General features: G+C 44.5%; 13 protein-coding genes. 7 read left to right on the top strand and 6 right to left on the bottom strand.

The features are described from left to right. The coding region (locus AB4653_RS10140) for a DUF1840 domain-containing protein (protein ID WP_372104044.1) at positions 1-244 on the bottom strand (244 nt) is incomplete at its 3' end. Positions 245-578: 334 nt separating this feature from the next. Between AB4653_RS10140 and AB4653_RS10135 the strand changes: the two genes are divergently transcribed. Continuing rightward, positions 579-1,769: a GGDEF domain-containing protein gene (locus AB4653_RS10135; RefSeq protein WP_102257705.1), complete on the top strand. Its 1,191-nt coding sequence runs from the start codon at positions 579-581 to the stop codon at positions 1,767-1,769. Here the strand turns inward: AB4653_RS10135 and AB4653_RS10130 are convergent. Then, positions 1,766-2,047: a hypothetical protein gene (locus AB4653_RS10130; protein WP_009846127.1), complete on the bottom strand. Its 282-nt coding sequence runs from the start codon at positions 2,045-2,047 to the stop codon at positions 1,766-1,768. The two genes, AB4653_RS10135 and AB4653_RS10130, sit on opposite strands and share 4 nt — an antisense overlap. A gap of 158 nt (positions 2,048-2,205) precedes the next feature. On the opposite strand from AB4653_RS10130, the gene AB4653_RS10125 reads away from it, so the two are divergent. Beyond that, positions 2,206-3,078, top strand: coding sequence for a pirin family protein (locus AB4653_RS10125; RefSeq protein WP_102257670.1), 873 nt, complete (start codon positions 2,206-2,208; stop codon positions 3,076-3,078). A 217-nt stretch (positions 3,079-3,295) separates the two neighbouring features. Here AB4653_RS10125 and AB4653_RS10120 read toward each other — a convergent pair whose 3' ends face one another. Continuing rightward, on the bottom strand, positions 3,296-3,577 hold the full coding sequence (locus AB4653_RS10120) for a pyrimidine/purine nucleoside phosphorylase (RefSeq protein ID WP_009846125.1): 282 nt from the start codon (positions 3,575-3,577) through the stop codon (positions 3,296-3,298). 383 nt (positions 3,578-3,960) lie between these two features. Here AB4653_RS10120 and AB4653_RS10115 point away from each other — a divergent pair, with 383 nt between their 5' ends. Together AB4653_RS10115 and AB4653_RS10110 are read left to right on the top strand one after the other, a co-directional pair. Next, on the top strand, positions 3,961-4,425 hold the full coding sequence (locus AB4653_RS10115) for a DUF2850 domain-containing protein (RefSeq protein ID WP_065679371.1): 465 nt from the start codon (positions 3,961-3,963) through the stop codon (positions 4,423-4,425). 400 nt (positions 4,426-4,825) lie between these two features. Further along, the gene (locus AB4653_RS10110; RefSeq protein ID WP_102257671.1) at positions 4,826-7,366 is read left to right on the top strand and encodes a glycosyl hydrolase family 18 protein; all 2,541 of its coding nucleotides are present in this window, start codon (positions 4,826-4,828) and stop codon (positions 7,364-7,366) included. Between the two features lie 120 nt (positions 7,367-7,486). Here AB4653_RS10110 and AB4653_RS10105 read toward each other — a convergent pair whose 3' ends face one another. Both AB4653_RS10105 and AB4653_RS10100 read right to left on the bottom strand, forming a co-directional pair. Beyond that, positions 7,487-8,335, bottom strand: coding sequence for an alpha/beta hydrolase (locus AB4653_RS10105; protein WP_009846122.1), 849 nt, complete (start codon positions 8,333-8,335; stop codon positions 7,487-7,489). A gap of 193 nt (positions 8,336-8,528) precedes the next feature. Beyond that, positions 8,529-9,122: a TetR/AcrR family transcriptional regulator gene (locus AB4653_RS10100; RefSeq protein ID WP_009846121.1), complete on the bottom strand. Its 594-nt coding sequence runs from the start codon at positions 9,120-9,122 to the stop codon at positions 8,529-8,531. A gap of 161 nt (positions 9,123-9,283) precedes the next feature. On the opposite strand from AB4653_RS10100, the gene AB4653_RS10095 reads away from it, so the two are divergent. Then, positions 9,284-10,240, top strand: a complete 957-nt coding sequence (locus AB4653_RS10095; protein ID WP_009846120.1) for an AEC family transporter — start codon at positions 9,284-9,286, stop codon at positions 10,238-10,240. A gap of 123 nt (positions 10,241-10,363) precedes the next feature. After that, entirely contained in the window at positions 10,364-11,404 is a 1,041-nt protein-coding gene (locus tag AB4653_RS10090) for an acyltransferase (protein WP_102257672.1), read from the top strand. Between the two features lie 158 nt (positions 11,405-11,562). Here AB4653_RS10090 and AB4653_RS10085 read toward each other — a convergent pair whose 3' ends face one another. Continuing rightward, positions 11,563-12,402 (bottom strand): AraC family transcriptional regulator, encoded by an 840-nt coding sequence (locus AB4653_RS10085; RefSeq protein ID WP_102257673.1) that lies wholly within the window; start codon positions 12,400-12,402, stop codon positions 11,563-11,565. Positions 12,403-12,512: 110 nt separating this feature from the next. Here AB4653_RS10085 and AB4653_RS10080 point away from each other — a divergent pair, with 110 nt between their 5' ends. After that, positions 12,513-12,989 (top strand): YHS domain-containing (seleno)protein, encoded by a 477-nt coding sequence (locus AB4653_RS10080; RefSeq protein ID WP_009846117.1) that lies wholly within the window; start codon positions 12,513-12,515, stop codon positions 12,987-12,989. Positions 12,990-13,011 lie beyond the last annotated feature (22 nt).

Below are 13,011 nucleotides of genomic sequence, written 5' to 3'. Positions count from 1 at the left end.
TACCGATATTAACAGGCGCTTCAACAACCTCTTCATTATCGTCATCGGTATTTTCTTGTTCTACCTGCTTGCTCTGCTCAGCGGCGATCGCAGCACGCAAATTACTTAACGCTTGAGAAACCTCTGAAGCATCAATTGCTCCTGGAATAGTGCCACTATGCCCAAGCATCTTAATGAACTGAAGACCGACTTCACCAAACATCGTGACGCTAGCATGAGCTTTGCAACTAAAGGTAATTAACATTATGAGCCTCTATCAAATTTAGGTATCTATAAACATTAGCTATCTACAAACTATGTTGAGTAACGTATTGGAAAGCAAGTAGATAATAGCCAAGTAACTTCCTGCAACTAGAACCGTGATTGTTTCACTAACGGATACATCTGCACCGTTAGTGACGCGCATCACTATTTATTATGAGTCACTCATCATTTAAATATGAAACCTTGATAGTAGTCACACTAAAAAGGTCACTAACACTCTGCTATGACTTTTATTTCATCTACTATTAACATCAATCATCAAAATCTTTGGCACAAATCACATGAAAAGGCTCGTCGGCAGACACCTAGAAGAAATGGCGGACATACGATCCACTCGCAAGCAAAAAATTGTCCACTCCTTTTCACTGGCTGCCGCTGCGTTATTCACATTCTACACTTGGGCTTACTTCCAAGGTCAGCATTACACTCTGTCAATTTTCGAACTGTGTTTTGCACTTATCGCTATCTCCAATGCATTTTACGTGAAAAAAGTCACTGCCGCTGAGTATTCAGAATTGATTCTAAGTGGTGTTCTGCTCGTTCAAGGAGTCATCCTATTCTTGTACAGTCACGCCATTCCCGAGCGGACACTCTGGCTCTACCCGATTTTGGCTGCCGTCATTTTCATAAACGATTTCAGAATTGGCATTATATTCAGTACCTCATTTTGTGTATTTATCAGCACCTTGATTACAGCTATGCCTAGCAGCTTTTCTTTACCTTTTAGCAGCTCACACCGGTTTATTCTTAGCTTATTTACAATGAGCTTGGTATGTCACACATCAGCTTATTACTACACAAAAGCCGTCAGTTATATTCAACGCCTATATAAAGAGGGGATTGAAGATCTGGCCTATAGAGACCAACTAACAGGCTTGGCAAACCGTTGGAGCTTTGAACGCTGGGCGACAGAAAAACTTGCGACAGTGGATAGTGAACGCTCACTGACTGCATTAGTTTTTTTGGACATAGATGACTTCAAAGGCATTAATGATAGCTACGGGCACGACGTCGGAGACAGTGTTTTGCAGCATTTTGCGAATCGTTTAAGCAACAACATCCGAACCAGAGACAGGGTAAGTCATGAATACGATTATTCGATTGCGCGCTTTGCTGGAGATGAGTTTGTTTTGATGCTCTACGATGTACCAACTCGCAAAGATCTAGACGGTATTTTAGATCGGATTTGTGGGCTATTCGAAAGTGGTTGCCAGACAAACGAGAGAATCAAGGAATTGACACTCAGTGTTGGGGTTTCGTTGTACCCGCAAGATGCTCAAGAATTACATGAGCTGACGAGATGTGCTGATAAAGCGATGTATGTTGCCAAACATTCAGGAAAAAATCGATACGCTTATTATCACGATAATCCCGTATCGACCTTGATAGAAGAGCTACCAACGAACCTCCCCTTCTCAGAATCGGAATCATCTGAGCTTGAAGGTTGTCTTGAAGCGAAGGTCGAAGGGAGCAATGTTACGTTATTAAAAACGCGTCCACGCTAGCCTGCCATATACATGGCCCATAAACTCACTAAGCCAATAACAATAATCCAAACGACTTGTCGTACTAAATTTCGATTTTCGTTCTTAGATTTAGCAACGGTTTTAAAAGCGGCTTGCTTAGCCGAGTGTATAAAAGGCCCATCTGCCTGGTGCTTTCTAACACGGCGCTTAACCGCTTTATTCGCAACCTCTGTAAAACGCTGACCTTGCTCCGTTGTAAAATCGTTATCAAAGCCCATCCGACCTTGCCTTTCGCCATGTTTTTGCTGTACTGCCATAGCGGCCTCCTTGGCGGTCTGCTCTCTATTCAAGTATAGACATAATTTCATATTCTTACCTGTTCAAAATTTTCGAATAAGTCACTCAACACTGTGCCATCTTCTTTTTAAATCAAATTACATAAACTACAGCTATTCAAGTTTATGAGGATTTCAAAATGACGAGTGTAAGAGCAGTAGATCATGTGATTGCAGCACACGCTACCTCCGATGGTGACGGCGTAAAAATACAAAGACTCGCTGGTTTCAATAACACGCGTTTCTCTCCATTTTTAATGATTGATGAACTTAAGTCGGATGAAAGCAAAGATTATGTTGGCGGCTTTCCTCCACATCCTCACCGTGGGATAGAAACGCTCACTTACATGCTGCAAGGTCACTTCCAGCACAAAGACCACATGGGGAATGTTGGAGAGCTTCGCAGCGGTGGTGCACAGTGGATGGCCGCGGGTCGTGGTGTGATTCACAGCGAAATGCCAATGATGGAAGAAGGTGCACTGCATGGATTTCAGATTTGGATAAACCAACCTGCAACACACAAGATGCTGCTAGCTCAGTATCACGATTTCCAAAATGAAAGCGTTACAGAGCACCAAAGTGAGCAAAGTGGTTTATTGAGAGTTATTGCGGGTGGATTCGAACTGCATAACCTAGCTGACCATGATGTAGAGGCTTTACGAACGCAAGGCCCACTGCAACAAACTGGTGTGCCGTTAAGCGTAGCGGATTGGCGATCTCATTCTGGGCAAAAAATAACATTAGGGACAAATGTTAATCACAATGCCATGACTTACGTGTACCGAGGCAGTATTAAGATCGGTGATAAAGTCATCAACCAAGGTCAACTTGCGTTACTCACTAAAGCTGACTTGCTGTCTTTGAGTAGTTTAGAAGATTCAGGTGTACTGATTTTTTCTGGTGAGCCGATTAATGAACCTGTTGTGCACTATGGTCCGTTTGTCATGAACTCGATGGAAGAAATTGAACAGACGATTCAGGACTTCAACAATGGCGTTTTTGAGACTTACTAATTGACGACGTCTTTGCGCTTTTAGCTTTGAATTGAAGTTAAAGATTGAAGAGATTTTGCAACGAACAACAATTTGGTCATCCATTTGATGACTGTAAAAACAAGTGACACTATCCACTGCCGGTTATTATCACTTATTTAACCACGCTCCTAGAGCGTGGTTTTTTTCTATTAAGCCATAGATAAACGATACTCTGGTTGAACGAACTCAGGCCTTCCTACAAGTATTCACACAGGTAAGCTGTCGCTTCTTTAACCTGTAAATCGAATGAAGAGTCACCCGCAACGTCAAAAGACTCACCAGATTGGAATGTAGTCCAATCGTCATCGCCAACACGCTTTACAATTAAAGCACCTTTAACAACAGTCATCTTTTCCGGAGCTGCAGTACCGAATGTGTATTCACCAGCGGCCATCACACCAACACTCACATCAGCACCAGACTGGTTAAACGCTAACGACTTAACACCGCCTTCAAAGTATGTATTTTCTTTAATCATTGTACTTCCTTGTTATCTCAAAATTGCATTACTAGGCTCAACGAATAAGCCTATGCGTAAATTTAGGTGCTAATTGTTTTAACCAATTCGAGACTGTCCTACAAGAAATAAATGAATATAGCTTAGGATCTGTTGACCTTTCGAAGTTAAATTTCGTTCGAGATGAAATCATTTTAGGCGTGGCATTGGGTATACAACCTAATCATTCTAAGTAAATATTCCTTAACAAAGCATGAAGACTGAATGTGTGGGTAAAAAATCACTGAGGCAGTTTGATTCAAAAGAACATTCGATCCTGCTTCTAACTCTTATAAGAACCTTTGCAACCTATCGTTTTATTTTATAGAATCATCACCAGTATGAGTAACTAAAATGAAGAGATAATGGCTAAAAATACCACGAAAAGCAGCGATATATTGGCCAATTCGTTACTCTACGCCTTCTTAATGGCTGGCTTTATGATTGCCCTCTCCGTCGGCTATTTTGGCTACCAAGCCTACCAAAAATCTGTAAGCCCAAGTAACGTCCATGGCACATGGATCGAGATTGGTGCTCCACCTTACAAAACAGATATTCTTACACTTTCCGATGATGGTGTGATGATGAACTATCGTTTCATCAGTACCTCGTTTGATTTTGATGGTAACGATGTCACGATCAATACAGGTTCAGGCCCAACGATTTATACCATTAGCGGTACCTACAATTCACCTCGTTTAAAGCGGCTAGTGCCGAACACACCATCCAAACAATTCATAAAAGAAGGGTATGAAGATACTGTAGCGGGTGAGACTCAAGGACTCATGCAGCAACGACGCTCAGTATTAGCTGAACAATTCAAAAAATAATACTTTCAACAGCGCTTTGTTTAGTAACCCCTCTTACATCAATACTACCTGCCCCTTACAAGCACCGGTATGACGAGCTTAAGATTGTGATGCCGCTTCAGTTTGCGATATTTAATAATAGCTTACCGCACTTTTTCATAACTTCATGTCGTGTAATTTCACTTATGAGACTTTCCTTCTGAGTGCGGTTTATTTTATAAAACATGGACTCAGCCTCTCATTCATTAAGCAACAGAATTGTAACAAGATACAATTTTTTAGTTGTCCATCGAAAACGGATTTATTTTCAGTCATGAAATTAAAACTCTCTCGAATACTGACGGGGAAGCTCCTTCAAAACTGACGGGAGCCGATTCTAGGACCACTTGGTTCTAAACCTTCAAGGAATGAGAGAAATAGTATGATTCGTATAAACACCTGTGCTGCGAGTATTGCTCTAGCGCTATCTGGTACAGCATTGGCCGCGCCAACAGCACCTAGCATTGATATGTACGGTTCCAACAACCTACAGTTTTCTAAAATTGAACTCGCGATGGAAACCACCTCTGGCTACAACCAGATGGTTAAATATCACGATAAAGCAAAAGTCGACGTTAAGTTCAACCAATGGAGCGGAACGTCAGGAAACACGTACAACATCTACTTTGATGGCGTTAAAGTAGCCACAGGCCCAATCACTGGCAGCCAAACCACAGCTTCATTCGAATACGGCCAAGGCGGCTTATTCGATATGGAAATCGAAGCGTGTGACGAAACAGGTTGTAGCAAAAGCGCACCCGCTAAAATCACGATTGCCGATACCGATGGATCACACCTAGCACCACTTGCGATGAATGTGGATCCAAACAACAAGTCATACAACACAGACCCAAACACGGTAGTCGGTACTTACTTTGTTGAGTGGGGCATCTATGGCCGTGATTACACAGTCGATAACCTACCTGCTGACAATTTGACCCATATCCTTTATGGCTTCATCCCAATTTGTGGTCCTAACGAATCAGTAAAATCAGTGGGCGGCAACAGTTACAACGCACTCATGACAGCATGTCAGGGCGTTAACGATTACGAAGTGGTGATTCACGACCCTTGGGCGGCTTTCCAAAAGAGCTTCCCGCAAGCGGGTCATGAATACAGCTCCCCTATCAAGGGCAACTACGCAATGTTGATGGCGCTAAAACAGCGTAACCCTGATTTGAAGATCATCCCATCGATTGGTGGTTGGACGCTGTCTGACCCATTCTTCGACTTCACAACTAAAGCTAACCGAGACACCTTCATTGCATCGGTTAAGAAATTCCTTAACACGTGGAAATTCTACGATGGTGTAGATATTGACTGGGAGTTCCCTGGTGGAGGCGGTGCGGCGCCAGACCTTGGTGACCCTGTGAATGATGGCCCAGCTTACATTGCACTGATGGCAGAACTGCGCACTATGCTTGATCAACTAGAAGCGGAAAACGGTCGTACTTACGAGCTAACATCAGCGATCGGTGTTGGTCACGATAAGATTGAAGACGTGAACTACGGCGAGGCTATCCAGTACATGGATTACATCTTTGCAATGACTTACGACTTCTACGGCGGTTGGAACAACGTTTTAGGTCACCAAACAGCACTCAACTGCGGTAACTTCATGCGCCCTGGTCAATGTGATGGCACAGGCCTTGATGAAAATGGCGAACAGTACACTGGCCCTGCTTACACCACAGACAACGGCATCCAATTGCTTCTTGCGCAAGGTGTTCCAGCGAACAAACTTGTGGTTGGTACAGCGATGTACGGTCGTGGTTGGGAGGGTGTATTACCGTCATCACTTTCAGATCCTAGCGATCCAATGACAGGCGTGGGTAATGGCAAACTAACCGGCAGCTCTGCGCAAGGCGTATGGGAAGATGGCGTTATTGACTACAAAGGCATAAAAGCGAACATGCTTGGTGCAAACAACCAAGGCATCAACGGCTTTGAATATGGCTACGACGAAATGGCAGAAGCGCCTTACGTTTGGAACCGTACTTCAGGCAAGTTGATCACATTTGATGATGACCGCTCAGTGAAAGCAAAAGGCGCATACGTTCGTAGCCTTGGCCTTGCGGGTCTATTCTCTTGGGAAATTGATGCGGATAACGGCGATATCCTAAATGCGATGCATGAAGGTCTAGCAGGTGGAACTACTGACCCTGTAAACCGTAAACCAACCGCAGCAGCGGGTGCAGATCAATCGGTTGAAGGCCCTGCTTCTGTTTCTCTAGACGGTAGCACTTCAAAAGACAGTGACGGTACGATTGCGAGCTACGCTTGGTCACAAGTAAGCGGTACGGCGGTAACGCTAGCCAGCGCGAATGCGGCTGTTGCGAGTTTCGATGTTGTGGAAGTCGCACAACAAGAGACTCTGACATTCAGCCTAACCGTAACAGACAACGAAGGCGCAACGTCAACAGACACAGTTGTTGTCACGGTAAACCCTAAGGACACAGGCCCAAGCAACACCGCTCCGGTAGCAGTGGTTGCAGCTCCGGCTGAAGTCAATGCGGGTGACGTTGTTGTGGTTGATGCTTCGGCTTCGAGCGATGCGGATCAAGACACATTAACCTTCACGTGGGATTTACCAGCAGGTATTAACGCAACAGTACAAGGCGCTTCAGTAAGCTTTGTCGCAGCGGAATACACGCAAGACACGGTACTGAACTTCTCTGTGACAGTGAGTGATGGTACAGATACATCAGTCGCGGCTACTTCAGTGAAAGTTCTTAAGAAAACCACAGGCGGCGGTACTTGTACTAACGCTTGGGATTCAAATGCGGTCTACACTGGCGGCGACCAAGTAACTCAAGGCGGTAAGGTTTGGGAAGCGAAATGGTGGACAACTGGTGAAGATCCAACAACGACAGGCCAATGGGGCGTGTGGAAAGAGATCGGCCCAGCAAGCTGTGCTAACTAAAAGTAGGGTTTAGCTAAACATTAACTAAACACCTAAAAGTAAAGGCCAACCAGATAACCTCTGGTTGGCCTTTTTATTATGTTTTCTTAATTGGCGTTCTACTTGCTTGATTCGTTAAACTTAGCCAATCAAGTTATCAAAACTCTCAAACACTTGCGGGCACTTCATCACTCGTCCGTGGCCTTGGCCTTGAGTCGCGATTAAGGTGACAAGATCCATTTCATAGGCTGCACGCTTCGACACATCAAACTTAGTAAACTTATCTTGTTCATCATGAACAATGATAGTTTGAGACTCACGAAGCGCTAGCTTTCCATAAGGATCAACAGATTGAATCGGGTAGTTAAATTGCTCTTCTACTTCTCCGACTACCGCCTCAAACAGTTTCATTGAGTAACCAGAACGAGCAACACTGCCAAATAGGTTTTCTAGATAATCCAGTACAGGTGCAATCAGCAATAACGGCTTGTTTTCCAATTTAACGTGCTTACATTCCAATGCAGACGCGGTACCCATGCTGTGACCGACCAAACCTGCTACCTCTCCCACTGAATCGAGAATGGCTTCAAGACCGTTCACAAACGCTGGGATATGACCATGTACGCCATCACTGCCACCGTGCGCCGGGTGATCATAAGCCAGAGCCGTAAAACCTTTGGCTGCAATATGTTCCATCAGAGGGAAGAACTGACTCGCGGTGCCAGACCAACCATGAGTCAGAACCCAAACTGGACCCGTGCCCAAAGAATACGTTTTTAAGACGCCATCACGACCTTTGATTTCACTCTTGATAAGCCCTTGCGGATCGGCATTTTTCTGCTCAGTACGCATTGGAGTGAGCAGCAGCTTACGTGCCGTTTTCTTTGCGTGGCTCGGTGCTAGGATGTAGTGCAGATTGGTTGTAGCGCCAATCAAGCTACGCTTGAAGCTGAACTTGTTCGATGTATTGAAATAGATTTTGTCACTCATGACCGTTCCTTGTATCGCCATCATTATTGGCGGATCGAGCTCGGCCCTAAAAATCGAACGACCGTGCTATTTGTTAGTATAAAAAATGGCGATAGCGCTGTTTATGACGGCTTGCCGCCACTTCTCTAAAATTTTGTTGTAAACCTTACTTCAGCAAGACTCACATGATTTGCGAGTTAACCTTCTGTATGTATTAAACCGCTTTCCAACTGGCTACCAAGCGCTCGACACCACTCCAAAAATGAGTGTGGCTCGCTTGTTGCCCTCGTAATGAGTAGAACAAGTTCGCACTTAAATAGAGACCGTACAACTCGAAGGTTGCCTGTTTCGGGTCTAAATCAGTTCTGAATTGTTTGCTTTCAACCGCTTTTGCTACCTGAATCGTCAAGTAATCAATCCACACTGAAATGGTTTTTTGCAGTGCCTTCTGAATCACAGAGGTTTCGCTGCCTGCATCTTTCCAAGCATCAATAAACATGCAGCTGCCTTGGAATGAATGATTCCAACCCAACCAATTGTCGAGCAACTGTTTCAATTTCGCTTCGATATCACCATCCCCCAGCTCTCTTGCGGGAATAATGACTCTCTCAGTGAATATGGCGTTGGAGTACTCGAGTACAGAGAGTTGCAGGTTTTCTTTAGAGTTGAAGTGCGCAAACAATCCACTCTTAGACATGCCACACTGCTTGGCTAACTCGCCAATCGTCAAACTCTCAAGCCCATTCTCACTCGCAAGCGCGAATGCATGGCTCAAAATATACTCTTTGGTTATCTTTCCCTTGCTCATTATTCACCAATAATAAATCTCATGTTTCATTTTTAGCACGTTCGTTCTTTTTTTCAAGGTTTTTTACTTAACCCTTGGTATTCATTTTGTCTTATCAAAGAACTGTGGAAAAATGCGACAGTATTCAAAGGAAATTGAAATCGACTAACAAAGGAAAAACAATGAACACACTTTGGGAACAGTTTGCGTTTTCGGCGTCAGTAACAGGCCCTATCTGTTTAATGCTGTTTCTTGGTGTGATGCTCAAGCGAATCGGTTTGATCAATGATAATTTCATTGATGTCGCGTCCAAAGTGGTGTTTCAAGTCACCCTACCCGCGATGCTATTTCTGAGTATTGTTCAATCGAATCACAACTTTTCAGCCAGTAGCGCGTTAGTTGCGTTTGGCGTCATCGCTAACTTTGTCTTTTTCTTGTTCACGATTTTCTCAACCAAGTTGGTATTCAAAAGCTCTAAAGATCAAGGTGTGATCATCCAAGGTGGATTCCGCGCTAATACCGCGATCATCGGCCTCGCCTACGTGGCTAATATTTATGGCAACCAAGGCGTGGCATTGGCTGCTATCTATGTCGCATCTCTGACCGTACTGTATAACATTCAAGCCGTGATAGCACTGACACCCAAAGGCAAAGACACCGGCGCTAAAGCCATTAAAGTGATCGCCAAGTCCATCACCAAAAACCCGTTAATCATCGCTATTTTCTTAGCAGTCGTCTTCTATGCACTTTCAATTCCGATTCCAAAAATGGTGACTGATGCTGGGCAATACTTTGCCAACATGACTTTGCCTTTGGCTCTACTTTGTACTGGTGGTTCTCTAGATATTAGTTCGCTTAAACAAGAAAAGTTGTCTACGTGGTTCGCCTCTAGTTACAAGTTAATCGCGTCACCTTTACTGACTACACTGGCTGGCTGGTACTTAGGGTTTGAAGGGCTCGATCTCGGACTTATCTTCTTGATGAGCGCAGCACCAACGGCAGCGGCAAGCTATGTTATGGCGCGTGCGATGGGAGGAAACTCAACACTCGCGGCTAACATCATCGCTCTTACTACTGTTGTTTCTCTTATCACTTGTACACTAGGTATATTTGCACTCACTGCAATGGATTTAATATAGCTGCGACAGGCTTCAAAAAACCGACACAAGCCTTGAAACAAAGGTCATAAGCCTTGATTTAGGACTAACTGGTTGGGCATAAAGGCTGCTAGATTTCGTAAAAATTTTACTGAGAGATCTGATATGTCTTCCGTTCAACATACGCCTTCACAACACATCGCCAGTATCGAGTTAGGCAGAGTGATTGCTATCTTGGCGATCATTGGTTTGCACGGCCAAATGGCACTCACTTATTGGCAAATAGATGAGGTGCCTTGGATCGGTTATGTGCTCAACCAAACCGCTCGTTTTGCCGTGCCTCTGTTCTTCCTTATTTCAGGCTATCTGATTCAACCTAAGCTCACAGCATCACCTTGGACAGCCTTCATCAACTACTCCAAACCACTACTCAAAGTTTGGTTGGCATGGAGCATCATTTGCTTAGTGATGCCATTCAATCTCGCGAAAGTAGAAGAGTTTGGCTATCTAGGCGAACGTGAAGGCTATTGGGGTTTCTTAATGAATACCCCACTCAACTCTTTCTTAGAGGGTGGGTTGGTACATTTATGGTTCATTCCCGCCCTTGTGTGCGCGGTTTTGATCATCGCCTTAATGGTAGAGATGAAACTCGATAAGCTTTTACTACCGGTGGCCATTCTGCTTTACGTCTATGGTGTATTTGCGGGCAGCTACACAAGCTTAACCGACCTTAGTGCCCCTTTCTTCACGCGTAACGGTCCGTTCTTCAGCACGTTAATGGTGACCTTAGGTTTCCTCATTCGTCAGCATCAATGGAAAGTGTCCTCAGCCAAAGCATTAGGGTTATTGGCGTTAGGCATGGTCATCCACTTTGCCGAAGCGGCATGGCTAACCCAATTTGATATCGCCTTTAATATTCACGATTTCTTGTTTGGTACAGCTTTGTGGGGGATTGGTGTGTTCATGTGGCTTTTAGCTAATCCAAACATCGGCGATTACGCATGGCTTCACGCTATCTCGAATCGTATGCTGGGTATCTACGTTTGCCATCTGTTGATCATTATTTTGCTATTCAATGTCTGCGGAGTATTGGGCATCACTGAACTCGCTAAAGACATTACCGTGTTCTTCGGCACCTTTACCCTGAGCTTTATATTGATCGCTGGTATAGAAAAAACGCCACTGCGCCACTGGTTACTTCGTTAGTGCTCATCTAGCCAACGACGTATTACAGGCCTAGTGACAATCCTCAGTCTGTAATTTGCCTTGATGCAACATTCTTTTCTGCAACGAGGTTCGCCTTGCCAGTGAAAGCACTAACTCGCTTTCACTGGCAACTTTAAACTTCAACATCCCTTTCCCTCTTATGCGTTACTCTCTTTTAACCACTGACGTGGCGACACACCCGATACATGCTGAAATGCGCGTGAGAAACCTGAATAACTGTTGTAACCGACTTCATCGGCAACCCAGTTGATGGGCTTATTTTGCAGTAGCAGAGATTGAGCAACGGAAACACGCCACTTTTGCACGTAATCTCCCGGTGTTTCACCCACCTCACGCTTGAACGCCTCAATAAACTGAGTACGAGACATCAAAGCCAGTGACGCCATTTCTGCAACCGAAAAATGACGAGCAGGCAACCGGTGAATAGCGGTCACCACAGCAGCAAGCCTTGGGTGTGCAAGAGCAGAGAAAACGCCGCTATCGATTTTTTGTTGTTCAATGAGATGACGAAAAATCAACGCCATCAACGCATCACTCAACTTGTCCATTAGGTATTGCTGCCCTGACGATTGTTGTCCTGAAGATGCTTGCCCCGACTCTCGAAACAGCACCTCAATCACAGGCATTAAGTTCGGTGCATCTTCAAACGGAATAACTATCATGTCGGGCAGAGCCGATAATAAAGGATTCATCTGCCCTGAACGATACTCCACGTTCGCACACACAAGCTCTGCACCTTCTCCCACACCTTCAATTACATGTGGTGTGCTATTCGGCAGATAAATAATACAGGGCTGAGAAAGCTGCCTGCATTCCGTATGAGCACCAGATAAGGTCAACTCCCCCGAACTTAATACATGAAGGTGCCCTTCTTTGCCTTGTTGCGCGTTAAATGACGACACCCCACACAGGTTTCCAGAATAGAAAACGCCAGTGCGTATCGAGAAGTGTTCCATTAATTGTGACAGCAGATCCATGCACCCTCCGAACGATTCGCTTAGTTTTTAGTTCTTTTGTCCCTCTATAGACCGGACGAGTGGGCTAAATTATTTCAAACAAGATAACCAACACTGACAAGGAACTTGATATGTCACACATGAAATCGACCAGTCAAAAAATCACTCTATTGGCCGCGTTACTAGGAACCAGCTTTTCGTTAATGGCAGCAGACCTTGATATGAGTGTCGACAACAATGATCTCGCCATTAAAGGTTATGACCCTGTTGCTTACTTTGCCAATGAGGGGCCAGTTAAAGGCACATCTGAATTCACAGCGACTTATAAGAATGCGATTTATAACTTTGTGAGCAGTGAAAACCGAGATGAATTCCGATCTAACCCATCGGCTTATGCACCTCAATATGGTGGCTATTGTGCCTTTGGTGTGGCAATGGGTAAGAAATTTGAAACGGACCCACTAGCTTGGAAAGTAGAAGGTGGGAAGCTGTACTTAAACTTAGATAAGTCAGTTCAAAAGCGTTGGCTGGAGAATACGCAAGAATTCATCCAAGACGCCAACAGCAATTGGACCACGATCAAAACCGTCGAAGCCTATAAGCTCTAGGTTTTAAGTTCTAAGTTCTAAG

Source organism: Vibrio sp. 10N.222.48.A3, from assembly GCF_041475345.1.
GTDB classification, from domain to species: domain Bacteria; phylum Pseudomonadota; class Gammaproteobacteria; order Enterobacterales; family Vibrionaceae; genus Vibrio; species Vibrio tasmaniensis_A.
The sequence above is the reverse complement of the archived record's forward strand: the minus strand, read 5'-3'. Positions and strand labels throughout refer to the sequence as shown.

What these genes read in the sequence shown, in the direction of transcription:
- AB4653_RS10125 (WP_102257670.1), top strand. Translation starts at nt 2,206, where the DNA reads ATGACGAGTGTAAGAGCAGTAGATCATGTGATTGCAGCACACGCTACC.
- AB4653_RS10085 (WP_102257673.1), bottom strand. Translation starts at nt 12,402, where the DNA reads ATGGATCTGCTGTCACAATTAATGGAACACTTCTCGATACGCACTGGC.
- AB4653_RS10130 (WP_009846127.1), bottom strand. Translation starts at nt 2,047, where the DNA reads ATGGCAGTACAGCAAAAACATGGCGAAAGGCAAGGTCGGATGGGCTTT.
- AB4653_RS10095 (WP_009846120.1), top strand. Translation starts at nt 9,284, where the DNA reads ATGAACACACTTTGGGAACAGTTTGCGTTTTCGGCGTCAGTAACAGGC.
- AB4653_RS10080 (WP_009846117.1), top strand. Translation starts at nt 12,513, where the DNA reads ATGTCACACATGAAATCGACCAGTCAAAAAATCACTCTATTGGCCGCG.
- AB4653_RS10090 (WP_102257672.1), top strand. Translation starts at nt 10,364, where the DNA reads ATGTCTTCCGTTCAACATACGCCTTCACAACACATCGCCAGTATCGAG.
- AB4653_RS10135 (WP_102257705.1), top strand. Translation starts at nt 579, where the DNA reads ATGGCGGACATACGATCCACTCGCAAGCAAAAAATTGTCCACTCCTTT.
- AB4653_RS10110 (WP_102257671.1), top strand. Translation starts at nt 4,826, where the DNA reads ATGATTCGTATAAACACCTGTGCTGCGAGTATTGCTCTAGCGCTATCT.
- AB4653_RS10120 (WP_009846125.1), bottom strand. Translation starts at nt 3,577, where the DNA reads ATGATTAAAGAAAATACATACTTTGAAGGCGGTGTTAAGTCGTTAGCG.
- AB4653_RS10100 (WP_009846121.1), bottom strand. Translation starts at nt 9,122, where the DNA reads ATGAGCAAGGGAAAGATAACCAAAGAGTATATTTTGAGCCATGCATTC.
- AB4653_RS10105 (WP_009846122.1), bottom strand. Translation starts at nt 8,335, where the DNA reads ATGAGTGACAAAATCTATTTCAATACATCGAACAAGTTCAGCTTCAAG.
- AB4653_RS10115 (WP_065679371.1), top strand. Translation starts at nt 3,961, where the DNA reads ATGGCTAAAAATACCACGAAAAGCAGCGATATATTGGCCAATTCGTTA.